We start from the raw sequence: 16,377 nt of genomic DNA, 5'->3' as shown, positions 1-16,377 counted from the left end.
CGTTCAATCCTGATCGGAGGTTTCCATGAGCAAGATCGCAATCATCGGTGCTACCGGACGTGCCGGCAGCCAGTTGCTGGAAGAGGCCCTGCGCCGTGGCCACAGCGTCACCGCCATAGCCCGTGACCCGTCGCGCCTGCAGGGGCGCGAAGGGGTGAGCACGGTAGCCCTGGACGTGACCCGGGGCGAGGGGCTGGAGCAGGCCGTTGCCGGGCATGACGTGGTGCTCAGCGCCGCGCACTTTGCCACGGTGCCGGCGCAGGCGATCATCGGGCCGGTCAAGAAGGCCGGGGTCAAGCGCCTGCTGGTGGTGGGCGGGGCGGGCAGCCTGCTGCTGCCGTCAGGGGAGCGCGTGATCGACGCGCCGGACTTCCCCGAGGCCTACAAGGCCGAGGCGAGCGCAGGTGGCGATTTTCTGCAGGCCTTGCGTCAGGAGCAGCAACTGGACTGGACCTTCCTGTCGCCGTCGGCGGAGTTCGTCGAAGGCGAGCGCACCGGTAGCTATAGGGTGGGCAAGGATCACCTGCTGGTCGACGCGAAGGGCAGGAGCTGGATCACCTTTGCCGACTATGCGATTGCGTTGCTCGATGAGGTAGAGAAGCCAGCGCATTCGCGTCAGCGCTTTACTGTGGGGTACTAGGGGCTGTATGAAAAGTCTTGAGACGAAGGTCAGGCAAGGCGAAAACAGCCGAGGAAGCGGAGTTTACGGGTTGTAAATGAGCATTCCGAGGCTGTTTTCAACGCAGCATCACCGAGTATCAAGGCTTTTCGTACAGAGCCTAGAAAGCATTCGCCGGCAAGGCCGGCTCCTACAGGTATAGGAGCCGGCCTTGCCGGCGACTGCATCAACGCGGTGCCCCTGCCTGCCCGCCCAACCACTCCAGCAAGGCCATCAACCCCGGCGCCGCCACCTGCGCGGGCCGCACCAGGTAATAGCCCTTGCCGGTCTTGACCCGAAGGTCGAACGGCATCACCAGCCGTCCGCTGGCCAGGTCATCGCCGATCAACGCCCAATCCCCTATCGCCACCCCGGTGCCCTGGGACGCCATCGACATGGCCATGTCCAGTGTCTCGAAATGCTGGCGCCGGCCTTGCCTGGGCAGTTGCACGCCGGCTGCGCCAAGCCAGGTCGCCCAGTCCTTCTCGTCCCGCGCCGGGTGCAACAGCATGTGCTGCTGCAGATCATCCAGCGTGCGCAACGGCAACTGCGGCGCGCACACCGGTGTCAGTTGTTCATCGAACAGCTTCAGCACCTGCAGGGCCGGATCAGGCTCGGCGCCATACACCACCGCCGCATCGAACGCTTCCCGGCGAAAATCCACCCCGTGCTGCACGGTGGTGGTCAGCTCCACCGGCACTTCCGGGTGCAGCGCCTGCCATTCCATCAGGCGCGGCAGCAACCAGCGCATCACGCAGGTCGGCGCCTTCAGTTGCAGGGTGGTGCGCTGCGCGCCCACCTGCTGCACGCCTTCCTCGATCAGCCCGAATACCTGCTGCACCCGCGGCAGCCAGTCCTGGCCCTCGCGGGTCAGGCTCAGGCCGCGTGCCTGGCGCACGAACAGCGCGTAGCCCAGGTGTGCTTCCAGGCCGGCGATCTGGCGGCTCACCGCGCCCTGGGTCAGGTGCAGTTGCTGCGCCGCACGGGTGAAGTTGCAGCATTGCGCAGTGATCAGGAAGGTGTGCAGGGCAGGCAAGGGAGGCAGGCGTTTCATCGGGGTAAGCCATGAGCTGTAGACATGGCTAGTATGAGGATTTTTGCATTGTGCCGGTAGCGCCTGGCGGGTCCAATCAGGCCTTGTTCCAGAATGATTCCAGGCAGACCACCATGGCGACTTGCGGCGAAGTATTGGTAAAACTCCTCGAAAACTATGGCGTCGACCATGTTTTCGGCATTCCCGGCGTGCACACGGTCGAGCTGTACCGCGGCCTTGCCGGCTCGACCATCCGTCATATCACCCCGCGCCACGAGCAAGGCGCAGGCTTCATGGCTGACGGCTTTGCCCGTACCCGTGGCAAGCCTGGGGTGTGCTTCATCATCACCGGCCCGGGCATGACCAACATCACCACCGCCATGGGCCAGGCCTATGCCGACTCGATCCCGATGCTGGTGATCTCCAGCGTGCAGTCGCGCAATGCCCTGGGCGGCGGTCGCGGCAAGCTGCACGAGCTGCCCAACCAGGGCGCGCTGGTCAGCGGTGTGGCGGCGTTCTCGCACACATTGATGAGCGCCGATGACCTGCCGGCCGTGCTGGCCCGTGCCTTTGCGGTATTCGAGGGCGCGCGCCCGCGCCCGGTGCATATCGAGATCCCGCTGGACGTGCTGGTCGAAGACGCCGATCACCTGCTTGGCTGCGAGCCGGTACACATCGCCCGCGCCGGTGCCGCGCCAGGGCCGGTGGCGAGCATGGCGGCGCTGCTGGCCGCTGCCCGCCGCCCGTTGATCCTGGCCGGTGGCGGTGCCATCGACGCAGGCGCCGCACTCGCCCGGTTGGCCGAGCACCTGCAGGCGCCCGTTGCACTCACCATCAATGCCAAGGGCGTGCTGGCCTCCGGGCACCCGCTGCTGATCGGCTCCACCCAGTCGCTGGTGGCGACCCGTGCACTGGTGCGCGAGGCCGACGTGGTGCTGGCGATCGGCACCGAGCTGGCCGAAACCGACTATGACGTCACCTTCAAGGGCGGCTTCGAGATCCCCGGCACCCTGCTGCGCATCGACATCGACCCGGACCAGTGCGTGCGCAACTACCCGCCCAGGGTGGCACTGGTAGCCGATGCAGAGCAGGCGACGCAGGCCCTGTTGCTGGCCCTGGCCGAGCAGCCGGCGCCACCGCGCGAAGGCGAGTGGGGCGCGGCGCGGGCAGCGCGCCTGCGCGATACCCTGGCCAGCGAATGGGACGCGGCCACGCGGGCGCAGACGCTGTTCCTCGACAGCGTGTTGCAGACGTTGCCCGATGCCGTGCTGGTCGGTGATTCGACCCAGCCGGTGTACACCGGCAACCTGACCCTGGACCTCGACCAGCCGCGCCGCTGGTTCAACGCCTCGACCGGCTACGGCACCCTCGGCTACGCCTTGCCGGCGGCCATGGGCGCGTGGCTGGGCAGTGCGGAGCAGGCGGATCGACGCTTGCCTGCGGTGTGCCTGATCGGCGACGGCGGCTTGCAGTTCACCCTGCCGGAGCTGGCCAGTGCGGTGGAGGCGCAGGTGCCGCTGATCGTGTTGCTGTGGAACAACCAGGGGTACGAGGAGATCAAGAAGTACATGCTCAACCGCGCCATCGAACCGGTGGGCGTGGATATCCACACCCCCGATTTCATTGGCGTGGCCAAGGCTCTCGGTTGCGCCGCCGAAGCGGCGAGCGGGGTGGCGCAACTGCGCGAGGCGTTGTTGCGTGCCCGCCAACGCAGTGGCCCGAGCCTGATCGAGGTCGACCAGGCAGCGTGGATGCAGGCGGTGCAACCATGCTGAACCTGCCCGGTATCTACATCGAGGGCGCGTGGCATCACGGCGCGCAGCCGCTCACGGTAATCAACCCGAGCACCGGGCAGTCCCTGGCCGAGGTGGCCGGGGGCGATGGCGATGCAGTCGCCTGTGCCGCCACGGCGGCGCAGGCCGCTTTTGCCGGCTGGTCGCGTACCACCGGGGCGCACCGTGGCGAGCTGCTGCACAGGATCGCGCGGGGTGTGGAGGCCCGCCGCGAGCGACTGATCGAACTGCAATCGCGCAACAACGGCAAGCCCCTGGCCGAGTCGGCGATGGACGTCGACGATGTGGTGGCGACGTTCGAGTACTACGCGGGCCTGGCGCAGGCCCTGGACAGGCAGCAGGACCAGCCGCTGGCCTTGCCCAGCGAGGATTTCAGCGCCCGCCTGCGTCGCGAGCCGTGCGGTGTGGTCGGCCTGATCGTGCCGTGGAACTTCCCGATGGTGACCACCGCCTGGAAGCTGGCCCCGGCGTTGGCGGCAGGGTGCTGCGTGGTGCTCAAGCCGTCGGAGGTCACGCCCCTGGCCGAGCTGGAACTGGCCCGGATCATCGCCGAATGCGGCCTGCCGGATGGGGTGTTCAATCTGGTGTGCGGCACCGGGCTGGCGGTGGGGGCACCGCTGACGAGCGACCCGCGTATCGCCAAGGTGTCGTTCACCGGCAGCAATGCGGTCGGCGTGCAGGTGATGCAGCGCGCGGCCGAGACGGTCAAGGGGGTGAGCCTGGAGCTGGGCGGCAAGTCGTCATTGCTGGTGCTGGAGTCGGCCGAGCTGGAGCTTGCGCTCGAGCTGGCCTGTGCCGGCGGCTTCTTCAATGCCGGGCAGATGTGCTCGGCCACCAGCCGCGTGCTGGTGGCCGATGCGCTGTACGACGCCTTTGTCGACGGGGTGAAGACACGGGCTGCGTCGATCCGGGTGGGTGACCCGTTTGCCGGCGACAGCGACATGGGGCCGCTGGTCAACCAGGCCCAGTACCAGCGCGTGCTGGGGCACATCGAGCGTGGCATGCACAGTGGCGCGCGCTTGCTGTGCGGTGGCAAGCCGCTCGAACACGCCGCTGGGTACTTCATCGAGCCTACGGTGTTTGCCGAGGTACCGCTGGACAGTGCGCTGTGGCGCGAGGAAATCTTCGGCCCGGTGCTGTGCGTGCGTCGGGTGGACAGCGAAGCCGAGGCGGTGGCGTTGGCCAACGACAGCGAGTTCGGGCTGGTGGCCAGCGTGGTAGGTGCAGACCCGGCGGCCGCTGAACGGGTGGCCGACCAGTTGCAGGCCGGGCTGGTGTGGATCAACGCACCGCAGGTGATCTTCCCGCAGGCAGCGTGGGGTGGCTACAAGCAGAGCAGCCTGGGGCGCGAGCTGGGGCCCTGGGGGCTGGCGGCTTTTCAGGAGGTCAAGCATGTGGTGAGGGCGGTGTAGCGTTCTTCGCCGGCAAGGCCGGCTCCTACAGGCGACCGCGTACTGCCTGTAGGAGCCGGCCTTGCCGGCGAAAGCGATCTAGAGCGCGCTACGCAACCTTGCCATGTCCCGCAGCGGTGGCGCGCCATACAGCCGGCTGTACTCGCGGCTGAACTGCGACGGGCTCTCATAGCCCACCCGATACCCCGCCACCGACGCCTCCAACCCATCGTTGAGCATCAGCCGCCGGGCTTCCTGCAAGCGCAGTTGCTTCTGATACTGCAACGGGCTCATCGAGGTCACCGCCTTGAACCGGTGGTGCAGCGTCGAGGCACTCAGGTTCACCTCCCGTGCCAGGTCGTCGATGCGCAGCGGGCGCTGAAAATGATCATTGAGCCACTGGATGGCCTGGCACACGCGGTGGGTCTGGGTGTTGGCCATGGCGATCTCGTACAGCCGCGCACCCTGCTGCCCACGCAGTAGGCGATAGAGAATCTCGCGACGGATCAGCGGCGCCAGCACGGCAATGTCCTTGGGCGTATCCAGCAGGCGGATCAGGCGCAGCAATGCATCGAGCATCTGGGTGTCCAGGCGTTCGATGAACACCCCCCGCGACGACGGCTGCGACGGCACGCCCATCGGCCCGGCCTCGGCGATCAGGCTGTTGATCTCGGCCGGGTCGATGTCCAGGCGAATGCCCAGGCTGGGGTTCTGCGGGCTGGCCTCCAGCAGTGCACCGCTGATCGGCATCGCCACCGACACCACCATGTAGTGCAGCGGGTCGTAAACATAGGTCTCGTCGCCCAGGCAGATCTCCTTGCGGCCCTGGGCCAGGATGCACAGCGCCGGCTGCGCCAGGGTCGGCATCGAGCGGGTGCTCTGCTCGTAGCGGCTCAGGTGCAGGTCGGCGATGGCCGAAGGCACCGTGTCGCTGGGGCAGTGGCGAACGACCAGCCCGGCCAGTTCCTGGCGCAGAAGCTCCAGGGCCGGGTCCAGCAACGGTGGGGTGGGTTCTGGGGCTGACATGTGCGGGTTCCTCTGCCGATGGGCGCAGCATAGGTTCGCGCACGCCGGGGCGCTAGCCGAATGCTGCGCGGTTCTTGCCTGATCCTGCGACGGGTGCAGAATCAGGCAAGCCGTCGACAGGAATCGCCTAACGCCGCGCGTGGCCTGGGCCGTAGCCTTGGCAGCCTGGGTTTTCTTCCCTGGCCGCTTCAAGGAGCACCGCACATGACGTCATCACAACCGGTCAGCCATCTTTCCTTCGTGCGCGCCAGCGTCGGCCGTTCGGCCGAGCTGGGCGTGCGCCTGCAGCAACTGCTCGAACCGTCGCGGCAAACCCCGGGGTGTCTGCATTTCAGCGTGCAGCGTTCCACCTGCGATGCCGACCTGTGGTTGCTCAACGGGGTGTGGGCCGATACTTCGGCGCTGCACGACTACTTTGCCTCGCCCAGCCTGCAGCTGTTTGGTGAACTGGTGCAGGCGCGGGTGGTGGACAGCCTCGACCTGCAGACGTTCACCGAGCAGCCGGCGAGTTAGAATGGCGCCTTTCCGGCAACCGATGTGGATGTGAGAGGCAATGGCACGTAAAGAATTCGACGTATTCGAGGCTGTTTCGGCGGTGGTCCCGGGCGAGGGTGGCTACAGCGCCGCGATCGCGGTCAAGGCCCTGGGCGCTGGCGGCGCACCGCGTTTTCACAAGGTGCTGCCAGGGCAGGTATTCAAGACCGCACTGGAGGCCGATGACGCTGCAGTGGTCGAACTGCAGCGCCTGAACGGCGTCAGTGACGACGCCGAACTGATCTGGTGATCAGGCCTGCGGGCGGGCCATCTTGAACAGGTTGCCCAGCTCGAAGTAATCCGCCGGGCCGCCGCCGCGCAGAATCGGCTCGGCGGCCGCGGTGTCGTAGATCCCTTCCTTGAGCAGGTGCTCGGCAATGTGCACCGCTACCACTTCGCCCAGAATCAGCCAGCTTGGCACCAGCGCCTGGTCGGCACGTTGCAGTTGCACGATCTGGGTCACCTTGCATTCGAACGACACCGGGCTTTCCTGCACCCGGGGTACCGCAATCACCCTGGAGGCTGCCGGGGTCAGCTGGCTCAGGGCGAACTCGTCGACCTCTGGCGCCACGGCGGCGCAGCTCTGGTTCATGGCCTCGGCCAGCGGGCGTGTGGCCAGGTTCCAGGCGAACTCGCCGGTCTGTTCGATGTTGTTCAGGCTGTCTTTGCGCCCGACGCTGCAGAACCCGATGATCGGCGGAATGTAGTTGAAGGCGTTGAAAAAACTGTAGGGCGCAAGGTTCAGGCGGCCGTCGCGGTCCTGGGAGGAGATCCAGCCGATCGGGCGCGGGCCGACGATGGCGTTGAACGGGTCGTGGGGCAGGCCGTGGCCTTTTGCGGGTTCGTAGTAGTACATCATCGGGCCTGTGGGCGGAGGGTGCGCCTAGTGTGCCAACAGTTGCCGGCCCTGAAAATGACTAAGCCCGGCCGAAGCCGGGCTGTGGCGCTGCATCGGCTGTCAGCTGATGCGGTGGGCCTGGGTGCGGTCGAAGCCATCTTCGACGAAGCGATGCGCGTTGGTGTGATCGAAACCGTCTTCTGCCACGGTGGCGGGCTGGGCGTGTTCCACGGCGAAGTTGTGCGCGTTGGTGCGGTCGAAGCCGTCTTCGGCGAAAGCGTTGGCGGCCAGGACAGAGAAGGTGAGGGCCAGCATCAGTTTGGTTTTCATGGGGGTTGCTCCGGTGGTGAGGGGTTGTCTGTTGCTATGGGGTTGATTTTACGCCCGTTAATTTGATTAAAAAGCGCAAAATATTGCCTATATGAATCTATTAAATCGATACATCAGAAAACGGTTGGCCTCTGCTGGCAAGCCAGTGCCCACAGTGTTTTGCGAGCGCCAAAGCATTCTGTGGGCGCTGGCTTGACAGCGAAGAGGACGACTCGGTTCTGAGTGAACCCAGCATCGCGCATCCGCATTAATGCCGAATTAAGCCCACAAAAAAGGGGCCTCCATCGCTGGAGGCCCCTTGTCTATTGCAGCAAACCGATCAGTCGGTCTCGATCCGCGAGTTGTTGCGGGTGTCCTTCATGAACACGTACACCAGCAGCGAGACGGCAATGCACGCCGTGACGTACCAGTAGTAGCCGGTCTCCATGTTGATGCTCTTGAACCACAGTGCCACGTACTCGGCCGTGCCACCGAAGATCGACACGGTCAGCGCATACGGCAGGCCCACGCCCAGCGCACGGATCTCGGTGGGGAACAGCTCTGCCTTGACCACCGCGTTGATCGAGGTGTAGCCGCTGACGATGATCAGTGCTGCCATGATCAGGAAGAACGCACCCCACCAGGTCTCGATGGTGTGCAGCGTGGTCAGGATTGGCACGGTGAAAAGGGTGCCCAACACACCGAAGGCGATCAGGATCGGGCGACGGCCGATCTTGTCCGACAGGCCGCCGATCACCGGCTGCAGGCACATGAACAGGAACAGGGTGGCCGCCGAGATCATGGTCGAGTCACTGATGCTCATGCCCACCGTGTTCACCAGGTACTTCTGCATGTAGGTGGTGTAGGTGTAGAACGCCAGGGTGCCGCCCATGGTCAGGCCGACCACGGTCGCCAGTTCCTTGGGGTGGCGCAGCAGGGTGCGCATCGAGCTTTCCTTGGCCTTTTCCTTCTTGGTGAACGAGGCCGTCTCTTCCATGCCGCGACGCAGGTACAACGCCACCACCGCGCACAGCGCGCCGATCACGAAGGGTACGCGCCAGCCCCACGAGTACAGCTGCTCGGTGGTCAGGGTCTGCTGCAGGATGATCAGCACCGCCAGCGCGATGAGCTGGCCGGAGATCAGCGTGACGTACTGGAAGCTGGAGAAGAAACCGCGACGCTCCTTGGTTGCCATCTCGCTGAGGTAGGTGGCCGAGGTGCCGTATTCACCCCCCACCGACAGGCCCTGCATCAGGCGTGCGATCACCAGCAGCACCGGCGCGGCGACGCCGATGGTTTCGTAGCTGGGTGTCAGGGCGATGACCAGGGAGCCGGCGCACATCAGCAGTACCGAGGCCATCAGCGCGGCCTTGCGGCCCTTGCGGTCGGCATAGATACCCATCAGCCAGCCACCGATCGGGCGCATCAGGAAGCCCACGGCGAAGATCGCGGCGGTGTTGAGCAGTTGGGTGGTGGTGTTGCCGGCCGGGAAGAAGGCCTTGGCGAAGTACAGCGAGAACGCCGCGTAGACGTACCAGTCGTACCATTCGACCATGTTGCCGATGGAGCCGGAGAAAATCGACTTTAGGCGGCTGGAGGTGGTTTTTTCAGCGGGTGCGGCCGCTGCCCCAGCAGGCAGAGAGGTGGAGTTATCCATTGAAGCAACCTTCTAGTTGTTTTTGTGGTGCGCGTGTAAACGCGGCCTGACAGGGCCATAGCAGGACCCGTGCCAGCCAGCGAAGGCCCGGTTTAGAAGGGTTTGGCAGGTCGAATGAGCGGAAATCCGCTCATTGGCGGCGCAGCGATAGGCAAGAATCCGCCTATGGGCCGGGGCGTTCGAGGAAGTCTTCGCGCACCAGTGCGTGGCGCTGCATCTTCTCGTTCAGGGTGCGTCGGGGCAGTTGCAGCTCCTCGAGCACCGCCTTGATGTCGCCCTGATGACGGCTCAGGGCGGCGCGCAGGCACTGGGCCTCGAAGGCTTCCTGCTGGGCAGCCAGCGATTGCCCGGTATGCGCCACTGCCGCCGATTGCGCATCGTCCAGGCCCAGGGCGTGGCGCTCGGCGGCGTTGGCCAGTTCGCGCACGTTGCCCGGCCAGTCGTGGCTGAGTAGCCGGCCCAGTTGTGCGCCACTGGGGTCGGCGGCGCTGCGGCCCAGGCGCTCGGCGGCGGCGCGGGCAAAATGGGCAAACAGCAGGGGGATGTCTTCGCGCCGCTCGCGCAACGGCGCCAGGCGCAGTTCGGCCACGTTCAGACGGTACGCCAGGTCTTCGCGAAAGCGCCCGGCGCGGGCTTCGAGCAGCAGGTCGGGCTTGGTGGCGGCAATGATGCGCAGGTCCACGCTGATGCTCTGGTTGGCGCCCAGGCGCTCGAGCTTGTGCTCCTGGATCACCCGCAGCAGCTTGGCCTGCTGGGCCAGCGGCATGCTCTCGATCTCGTCGAGGAACAGCGTGCCACCGTTGGCATATTCGAGCTTGCCGATGCGCTTGCCCTGGGCGCCGGTGAAGGCGCCGCTCTCGTGTCCGAACAGCTCGGCCTCGAACAATTGCTCAGGGATCGCCGCACAGTTGAGCGCCACGAACGGCTTGTCGGCCCGCGGGCCGAAATCATGCAGGCACCGCGCGACGCGCTCCTTGCCGCTGCCGGTTTCGCCGCGTATCAGCACATTGACCGGCAGCCCGGCCAGGTCCAGCACCTGGCGACGCAGTTGCTGCAGGCCAGGCGACATGCCCAGCAGGGTGTTTTCCAGGCGCACCTTGAGGTCGGCCTGTTCATGCAGTCGGCGGTTCTCCAGCACCAGCTGGCGTTTCTCCAGGGCGCGGCGCAGGCTGCCGAGCAGGCTGTCGGGGCTGAAGGGCTTTTCCAGAAAATCGTAGGCGCCATTGCGCATGGCTTCGACCGCCATCGGCACGTCGCCATGCCCGGTAAGCAGAATCACCGGCAGGTCGGCATCACGCCCCTGCAGTTGCTCCAGCAGTTGCAGGCCGCCCATGCCGGGCATGCGCACATCGCTCAGGATCACCCCGGGAAAATGCTCGGGCAGCTGTGCCAGACACGCCTCGGCACGTTCGAACAGCTGCACCTCGAAGCCGGCCAGGCTCAGCCACTGCTGCACCGCGGTACGGATGCTGGCCTCGTCGTCGACGACAATCACCGCATTCAGCATGCAGGCTCCGGGTCGCAGGGCAGGGTCAGGCTGAAACGCGCACCGCCGGGCTGGTTGTCGACCTGCAGGCGTCCGCCGGCTTCATGGATGATGCCGTAGGAAATCGCCAGCCCAAGGCCCAGCCCTTCGCCCACCGGCTTGGTGGTGAAGAATGGGTCGAACACGCAGCCCAGGTGCTCCTGCTTGATGCCGCCGCCGCTGTCGAGCACGCTCAGGTGCCAGTGGTCATGCTGCTTTTCGATACGGATCTCCAGGTGTTTCCAGGTTTTGTCGGCCATGGCGTCCAGGGCGTTGCGCAACAGGTTGATCAGCACCTGTTCCAGGCGGATGGCGTCGCCGCGTACCCAGGCCGGACGCGCCAGGTACAGCGCGGTGCTGACGCCCTCGGCGCGGATGCGCGGGTCGAGCAACTGTAGCGCCTGGTCGACCACGGTGGCCAGGTCCAGACGTTCGCGCAGGCCGCTGGGGCTGTTGCGGGCAAAGGTTTTCAGGTGTCCGGTAAGGGCCGCCATGCGCGTGAGCATCTGGTCCAGCGGCTGCAGGGCCTGGCGTGCTTCGTCCAGGCGCTCGCTGTCGAGCAGCAGGCGCAGGGTGGCCAGCTGCATGCGCTGGGTGGTCAGCGGCTGGTTGAGCTCGTGGGCCAGCGCGGCGGACATCTGCCCCAGCGCCGCCAGCTTGGTCGACTGCACCAGGCCCTCCTGAGCCATGCGCAGTTCATGGGTGCGTTCCTCCACCAGGCGCTTGAGCTCGTCGCGGCTGCGCTGGCGCAGGCGGGCCAGGCGCAGGCGCTGGCTGATGAACAGCACCGCGAACACCAGGGTCAGCCAGACGGCGGCGGCCGTCAGCCCGGCGTTGCGCTCGTCATCCCCGGTGCGCGGTGTGCGCAGCAGGTGCAGGGTCCAACCCTCGGCTTCCAGCGGCAGGCTTTCCCACAGGTAGTCGGTGTCGCCTTCGGGGCGCTGCACGCGCACCAGGTGGCTGTTGTCGTCAAAGCGGGTCAGCACCTGGCGCTGCAGGGGCAAGAGCGACTTCTTGTCGTACTGGCGGGTGGCGTCCAGCTCATTGAAATCGGCCGCCGACAGCGGGTTCAGCTCGCGGTAGCGCCAGCCGTCCTGGTTGGCCAGGAAGATGATCCCGCGGGCGTCGCTGACCAGCAGCACGTCGCTGCCCTGGCGCCATTCGCGCTCAAGCTCGGGAAACTCCAGCTTGACCACCATGGCCCCGAGAAACCGTCCCTGGTCGCCCAGCACCGCGCTGGACAGAAAGTAGCCGGGAATGCCGCTGGTCACCCCCACCGCATAGAAGCGCCCGCTGCCCTGGGTGCGGGTCTGCTTGAAGTACGGTCGAAAGCCGTAGTTCTGCCCCACGTAGGTGGTAGGCAGGCGCCAGTTGCTGGCCGCCACGGCCAGGCCGGTGTGGTCGAGCAGTTCGAGGGTGGACGACCTGGCGGCGCCGTTGATGCGTTCGAGCTTGCGGTTCAACGCGTCCTGGGTCGCTTCGCCCACCGGGCCGCCGAGGGCTGCGATGAGTTCGGAGTCCAGCGCCAGCACAGCGGGTAGGGCGCGGTAGCGTTCGATCAGGGTGTGCAGCGAGTTGGCGTACAGCGCCAGTTGCTGGCTGGCCCGCTGGGTATCGTCGAGCATGGCCTGACGCTTGGCCTGATTCATCGCCCAGCCGGCGGCCAGCAGGGTGCCGGCGGTGATCAGCAGCAGAATCAGGCCCAGTCGCACGGCGCGGTAAGTGAACGGCATGGCAAGCAGTACCCTGGCAGGGGGGAAGGCTGCCAGGCACTTCCCCGTGAACGTCACAGCGACTTACAGCAGCTCGAAGCGTTGCTGTTGCACGGTTTCGGAGTCCAGGCCGACCTGGACGTTGAACTCGCCAGGTTCGGCAACCCACTGCAACTGGCTGTTGTAGAACTTCAGGTCGTCCGGCTGCACGGTGAAGTGCAGGGTGCGCTCCTCGCCGGCCTTGAGCATGAGCTTCTGGAAGTTCTTCAGTTCCTTGACCGGGCGGCTCATCGAGGCGGCCACATCCTGCAGGTACAGTTGCACCACGGTTTCGCCGTCACGCTGGCCGGTGTTCTTCACGCGCACGCTGACCTCCAGGCTCTGGCCCTGTTTCAGTGTGGTGCTCGACAGGCTCGGCGCCGACACACTGAAGGTGCTGTAGCTCAGGCCGTAGCCGAAGGGGTACAGCGGGCCGTTGGGCTCCTCGAAGTACTGCGAGGTGTAGTTGCCGGGCTTGCCGGGGGTGAACGGGCGGCCGATGCGCAGGTGGTTGTAGTACATCGGGATCTGCCCCACCGAGCGCGGGAAGGTGATGGCCAGCTTGCCCGAGGGGTTGTAGTCGCCCAGCAGCACGTCGGCGATGGCGTTGCCGCCCTCGGTGCCGCTGAACCAGGTTTCCAGGATGGCGTCGGCCTGCTCGCGCTCCCACGCCAGCGACAGCGGGCGACCGTTCATCAGCACCAGCACCAGCGGTTTGCCGGTGGCCTTGAGGGCCTTGATCAGCTCGCGCTGCACCGCCGGGATCTCCAGGGTGGTGCGGCTGGACGATTCGTGGGACATGCCCCGCGATTCGCCGACCACGGCCACCACCACGTCCGACTGCCTGGCGGCCTTGACCGCTTCGTCGATCAGCACGGCAGCCGGGCGCGGGTCATCGACGATTTCCGGGGCGTCGAAGTTGAGGAAGTTGAGGTAGTCGAGCACGGCCTTGTCGCCGGTCACGTTCGAGCCTTTGGCGTAGAGCACCCTGGCCTTGTCGCCCAGGGCACGGCGCAGGCCCTCGCGCACGGTCACCGACTGGTGCGGGCGACCGGCGGCGGCCCAGCTGCCCATCATGTCGATCGGGGCATCGGCCAGCGGGCCGACCAGGGCGATGGTGCCGGACTTTTTCAGCGGCAGGGTCTGCTGGCGGTTCTCCAGCAGCACCAGGCTGCGGCGCGCCACGTCCCGTGCGATGTCGCGGTGCAGGCGGCTGTCGGCATAGGTGTCGGCCGGGTCGTCCTTGGCCTGGCCGATGCGCCGGTACGGGTCGGCGAACAGGCCCATGTCGTACTTGGCGCCGAGAATCTCGCGCACCGCGTTGTCCAGCTCGGCCGGGCTGACCGCGCCGGACTTGAGCAGCCCCGGCAGTTCCTGGCCATACAGCGTGTCGTTCATGCTCATGTCGATGCCGGCCTTGATCGCTAGCTGCGCCGCCTGCTTGCCATCGGCGGCCACGCCGTGGCGCACCAGCTCGGTGATCGCCCCATGGTCGCTGACGGTCACGCCCTTGAAGCCCCAGTCGCGGCGCAGCAGGTCGTTCATCAGCCAGGTGTTGGAGGTGGCGGGCACGCCGTTGATCGAGTTCAGCGCCACCATCACGCCGCCGGCACCGGCATCGATGGCGGCGCGGTAGGGCGGCAGGTACTCGTTGTACATGCGCGTGGGGCTCATATCGACCGTGTTGTAGTCGCGCCCGCCTTCCACCGCGCCGTACAGGGCGAAGTGCTTGACGCTGGCCATGATGCTGTCGGCGTTGGCCGGGCTGTGGCCCTGGAACGATTCGACCATCACCCTGGAGATACGCGACACCAGGTAGGTGTCTTCGCCAAAGCCTTCGCTGGTACGGCCCCAGCGCGGGTCGCGGGCAATGTCGACCATGGGCGCGAAGGTCATGTCGATGCCGTCGGCGGCCGCTTCCAGGGCCGAGGTACGGCCGACCTGGGCGATGGCCTGCATGTCCCAGCTGGCGGCCAGGCCCAGGCTGATCGGGAAGATGGTGCGGTGGCCGTGGATCACGTCATAGGCGAAGAACATCGGTATTTTCAGGCGCCCGCGCATGGCGGCGTCCTGCATGGGCCGGTTCTCGTCACGGGTGATCGAGTTGAAGGTACCGCCGATGCGCCCGGCGGCGATTTCCTCGCGGATTTTCTCGCGCGGCATTTCCGGGCCGATGCTGATCAGGCGCAACTGGCCGATCTTTTCCTCGACGCTCATCTGCTTGAGCAGGTTGGCGATGAACGCCTGTTTGTCTTGCAATGGCGCGGCGGCAGGCGAGTCAGCGAAGGCCGACTGGCTGGCCAGGCTGACGAGCAGGCCCAGCAAACACAGCTTGTTCATGAATTCTGTTCTCAAGGCTGCGGCAGTCGTCACGGTGCAGACTGGCAAGCCGAAGTTGGGGAAGCGGCTATTGTTGTAGTTTGCTGGGGCATCTTTTAGCCGATTGGGCCATCACGATCCAGCGGCGGCGTCGGATTATGCCTCAAGTCCGGCGCATTTCGAGCACTCACGGAGCGTAGCGACAATGCAGGTATCGAACAGAGCACGGTTGTGGCTGGTGCTGGCACTGGCCAGCCTGCTGGCCGGTTGCGGCATCAACAACATTCCCCAATACGACGAACAGGTCAAGGCGGCCTGGGCCCAGGTGCAGAACCAGTACCAGCGCCGTGCCGACCTGATTCCCAACCTGGTCGAAACGGTCAAAGGCTACGCCAGGCAGGAGCAGGCCACCTTGACTGCGGTCATCGAAGCGCGGGCCAAGGCCACCTCGATCAAGGTCGATGCCAGCACCCTGGACGATCCTGAAAAACTGCGCCAGTTCCAGGCCGCACAGGCCCAGCTGGGCGGTGCGCTGGGGCGCCTGATGGTGGTCTCGGAGCGTTACCCGGACCTTAAGTCGAACCAGAACTTCCTGGCCCTGCAGTCCCAGCTCGAGGGTACGGAAAACCGTATCGCGGTGGCGCGCAAGGACTTCATCGCCGCCGTGCAGCGCTACAACACCGAGATCCGTACCTTCCCCGGGCGCCTGTGGCACAGCGTGATGTACAGCGACATGCCCCTGCGCGAGAACTTCGAGGCCACCAGCGCCGATGCCGACAAAGCGCCTGAAGTGAAATTCTGATGCGTGCGCTCAAGGCGGCGCTGCTGCTGGTGCTGCTGGCGGCGAGCGGCTGGCTGTGGGCCGCGCCCCAGTTCCCGGCGCTCAGTGCACGGGTGGTGGACCAGGCCGGGCTGCTAGACGGCGCCACCCGCAGCCAGCTTGAGCAGATGCTCAAGGCCCACGAGCAGGCCACCGGCGAGCAGGTCGTGGTGGTGACCCTGGCCAGCCTGCACGGGCAGGCCATCGAGGACTATGGCTACCAGCTGGGGCGCCACTGGGGCATCGGCCAGCAGGGCAAGGACAACGGTGCGCTGTTGATCGTCGCCCCCCAGGAGCGCAAGCTGCGCATCGAAGTCGGCTATGGCCTGGAGGGCCGCCTGACCGATGCCCAGGCCTCGGTCATCATCAACAGCGTGATCACCCCGGCGTTTCGCCGTGGCGACTTCAGCCAGGGCATCGTGCTTGGCACGGCGGCCATCCTTCAGGTGCTGGGCGGCGCACCGCTGGACGAGCCGGCGCGACCTCTGGCAGACGAGGCGCAGCAGCAAGGTGCGCCGGTCTGGGCGGTGGGCCTGTTCATTCTGATGATCATCATCGTGTTCGCCCTGCAGGGCCTTGGCGGGGGTGGCCGCGGTGGGCGCGGGGGCTTTGGCGGTGGTCTTGGCGGCGGTTTCGGTGGCGGCCTGGGCGGTGGCGGCGGTGGCTTCAGTGGCGGCGGCGGCAGTTTCGGCGGGGGCGGGTCCTCCGGCGGCTGGTAACTAC

General features: G+C 66.2%; 14 protein-coding genes and 1 pseudogene. 7 read left to right on the top strand and 8 right to left on the bottom strand.

Annotation, left to right across the window (positions count from 1 at the left end; translation table 11 throughout):
- The first annotated feature begins 25 nt into the window (after positions 1–25).
- Positions 26–640, top strand: a complete 615-nt coding sequence (locus LOY33_RS20265) for an NAD(P)-dependent oxidoreductase (RefSeq protein ID WP_043860774.1) — start codon at positions 26–28, stop codon at positions 638–640.
- Between the two features lie 205 nt (positions 641–845).
- Here LOY33_RS20265 and LOY33_RS20260 read toward each other — a convergent pair whose 3' ends face one another.
- Positions 846–1,712: a LysR substrate-binding domain-containing protein gene (locus LOY33_RS20260; RefSeq protein ID WP_058540916.1), complete on the bottom strand. Its 867-nt coding sequence runs from the start codon at positions 1,710–1,712 to the stop codon at positions 846–848.
- Positions 1,713–1,825: 113 nt separating this feature from the next.
- On the opposite strand from LOY33_RS20260, the gene LOY33_RS20255 reads away from it, so the two are divergent.
- Together LOY33_RS20255 and LOY33_RS20250 are read left to right on the top strand one after the other, a co-directional pair.
- Entirely contained in the window at positions 1,826–3,466 is a 1,641-nt protein-coding gene (locus LOY33_RS20255; protein WP_258659875.1) for a 5-guanidino-2-oxopentanoate decarboxylase, read from the top strand.
- The gene (locus tag LOY33_RS20250; RefSeq protein WP_258659872.1) at positions 3,460–4,896 is read left to right on the top strand and encodes an aldehyde dehydrogenase family protein; all 1,437 of its coding nucleotides are present in this window, start codon (positions 3,460–3,462) and stop codon (positions 4,894–4,896) included. Before LOY33_RS20255 ends, LOY33_RS20250 begins: the two co-directional genes overlap by 7 nt.
- A 78-nt stretch (positions 4,897–4,974) precedes the next feature.
- On the opposite strand, the gene LOY33_RS20245 is transcribed toward LOY33_RS20250, so the two are convergent.
- Positions 4,975–5,901 (bottom strand): AraC family transcriptional regulator, encoded by a 927-nt coding sequence (locus tag LOY33_RS20245; protein ID WP_258659871.1) that lies wholly within the window; start codon positions 5,899–5,901, stop codon positions 4,975–4,977.
- A 204-nt stretch (positions 5,902–6,105) separates the two neighbouring features.
- Here LOY33_RS20245 and LOY33_RS20240 point away from each other — a divergent pair, with 204 nt between their 5' ends.
- Together LOY33_RS20240 and LOY33_RS20235 are read left to right on the top strand one after the other, a co-directional pair.
- Positions 6,106–6,414: a putative quinol monooxygenase gene (locus LOY33_RS20240; protein ID WP_043860779.1), complete on the top strand. Its 309-nt coding sequence runs from the start codon at positions 6,106–6,108 to the stop codon at positions 6,412–6,414.
- Positions 6,415–6,454: 40 nt separating this feature from the next.
- Complete coding sequence (locus tag LOY33_RS20235; RefSeq protein ID WP_054914791.1) at positions 6,455–6,685, top strand: hypothetical protein; 231 nt, start codon at positions 6,455–6,457, stop codon at positions 6,683–6,685.
- Here the strand turns inward: LOY33_RS20235 and LOY33_RS20230 are convergent, their stop codons facing one another.
- From LOY33_RS20230 to bglX, 6 genes and pseudogenes are all read right to left on the bottom strand, one after another.
- Entirely contained in the window at positions 6,686–7,291 is a 606-nt protein-coding gene (locus LOY33_RS20230) for a flavin reductase family protein (RefSeq protein ID WP_043860781.1), read from the bottom strand. It abuts the gene before it with no gap.
- A gap of 105 nt (positions 7,292–7,396) precedes the next feature.
- Positions 7,397–7,603: pseudogene (locus LOY33_RS20225) on the bottom strand (hypothetical protein); the annotation flags it as partial.
- Positions 7,604–7,922: 319 nt separating this feature from the next.
- Positions 7,923–9,239, bottom strand: a complete 1,317-nt coding sequence (locus LOY33_RS20220; RefSeq protein ID WP_043860783.1) for an MFS transporter — start codon at positions 9,237–9,239, stop codon at positions 7,923–7,925.
- 163 nt (positions 9,240–9,402) lie between these two features.
- Positions 9,403–10,746 carry a sigma-54 dependent transcriptional regulator gene (locus LOY33_RS20215; RefSeq protein WP_054914790.1) on the bottom strand — a complete coding sequence of 448 codons (1,344 nt, stop codon included), beginning with the start codon at positions 10,744–10,746 and terminating at the stop codon, positions 9,403–9,405.
- Positions 10,740–12,497, bottom strand: coding sequence for an ATP-binding protein (locus LOY33_RS20210; RefSeq protein ID WP_043860785.1), 1,758 nt, complete (start codon positions 12,495–12,497; stop codon positions 10,740–10,742). The genes LOY33_RS20215 and LOY33_RS20210 overlap by 7 nt, the downstream gene beginning before the upstream one ends.
- 63 nt (positions 12,498–12,560) lie before the next feature.
- Entirely contained in the window at positions 12,561–14,855 is a 2,295-nt protein-coding gene (bglX, locus tag LOY33_RS20205; protein ID WP_058540922.1) for a beta-glucosidase BglX, read from the bottom strand.
- A gap of 184 nt (positions 14,856–15,039) precedes the next feature.
- Between bglX and LOY33_RS20200 the strand changes: the two genes are divergently transcribed.
- Positions 15,040–15,636 carry a LemA family protein gene (locus LOY33_RS20200; RefSeq protein WP_043860787.1) on the top strand — a complete coding sequence of 199 codons (597 nt, stop codon included), beginning with the start codon at positions 15,040–15,042 and terminating at the stop codon, positions 15,634–15,636.
- The gene (locus LOY33_RS20195; RefSeq protein WP_058540923.1) at positions 15,636–16,373 is read left to right on the top strand and encodes a YgcG family protein; all 738 of its coding nucleotides are present in this window, start codon (positions 15,636–15,638) and stop codon (positions 16,371–16,373) included. The genes LOY33_RS20200 and LOY33_RS20195 overlap by 1 nt, the downstream gene beginning before the upstream one ends.
- The last annotated feature ends 4 nt before the right edge of the window (positions 16,374–16,377 follow it).

It is taken from the genome of Pseudomonas sp. B21-036, from assembly GCF_024748925.1.
Taxonomy (GTDB): domain Bacteria; phylum Pseudomonadota; class Gammaproteobacteria; order Pseudomonadales; family Pseudomonadaceae; genus Aquipseudomonas; species Aquipseudomonas palmensis.
The sequence above is the reverse complement of the archived record's forward strand: the minus strand, read 5'-3'. Positions and strand labels throughout refer to the sequence as shown.

Coding starts and splice junctions, on each gene's coding strand:
- LOY33_RS20265 (WP_043860774.1), top strand. CDS start 26: ATGAGCAAGATCGCAATCATCGGTGCTACCGGACGTGCCGGCAGCCAG.
- LOY33_RS20260 (WP_058540916.1), bottom strand. CDS start 1,712: ATGAAACGCCTGCCTCCCTTGCCTGCCCTGCACACCTTCCTGATCACT.
- LOY33_RS20255 (WP_258659875.1), top strand. CDS start 1,826: ATGGCGACTTGCGGCGAAGTATTGGTAAAACTCCTCGAAAACTATGGC.
- LOY33_RS20250 (WP_258659872.1), top strand. CDS start 3,460: ATGCTGAACCTGCCCGGTATCTACATCGAGGGCGCGTGGCATCACGGC.
- LOY33_RS20245 (WP_258659871.1), bottom strand. CDS start 5,901: ATGTCAGCCCCAGAACCCACCCCACCGTTGCTGGACCCGGCCCTGGAG.
- LOY33_RS20240 (WP_043860779.1), top strand. CDS start 6,106: ATGACGTCATCACAACCGGTCAGCCATCTTTCCTTCGTGCGCGCCAGC.
- LOY33_RS20235 (WP_054914791.1), top strand. CDS start 6,455: ATGGCACGTAAAGAATTCGACGTATTCGAGGCTGTTTCGGCGGTGGTC.
- LOY33_RS20230 (WP_043860781.1), bottom strand. CDS start 7,291: ATGTACTACTACGAACCCGCAAAAGGCCACGGCCTGCCCCACGACCCG.
- LOY33_RS20220 (WP_043860783.1), bottom strand. CDS start 9,239: ATGGATAACTCCACCTCTCTGCCTGCTGGGGCAGCGGCCGCACCCGCT.
- LOY33_RS20215 (WP_054914790.1), bottom strand. CDS start 10,746: ATGCTGAATGCGGTGATTGTCGTCGACGACGAGGCCAGCATCCGTACC.
- LOY33_RS20210 (WP_043860785.1), bottom strand. CDS start 12,497: ATGCCGTTCACTTACCGCGCCGTGCGACTGGGCCTGATTCTGCTGCTG.
- bglX (WP_058540922.1), bottom strand. CDS start 14,855: ATGAACAAGCTGTGTTTGCTGGGCCTGCTCGTCAGCCTGGCCAGCCAG.
- LOY33_RS20200 (WP_043860787.1), top strand. CDS start 15,040: ATGCAGGTATCGAACAGAGCACGGTTGTGGCTGGTGCTGGCACTGGCC.
- LOY33_RS20195 (WP_058540923.1), top strand. CDS start 15,636: ATGCGTGCGCTCAAGGCGGCGCTGCTGCTGGTGCTGCTGGCGGCGAGC.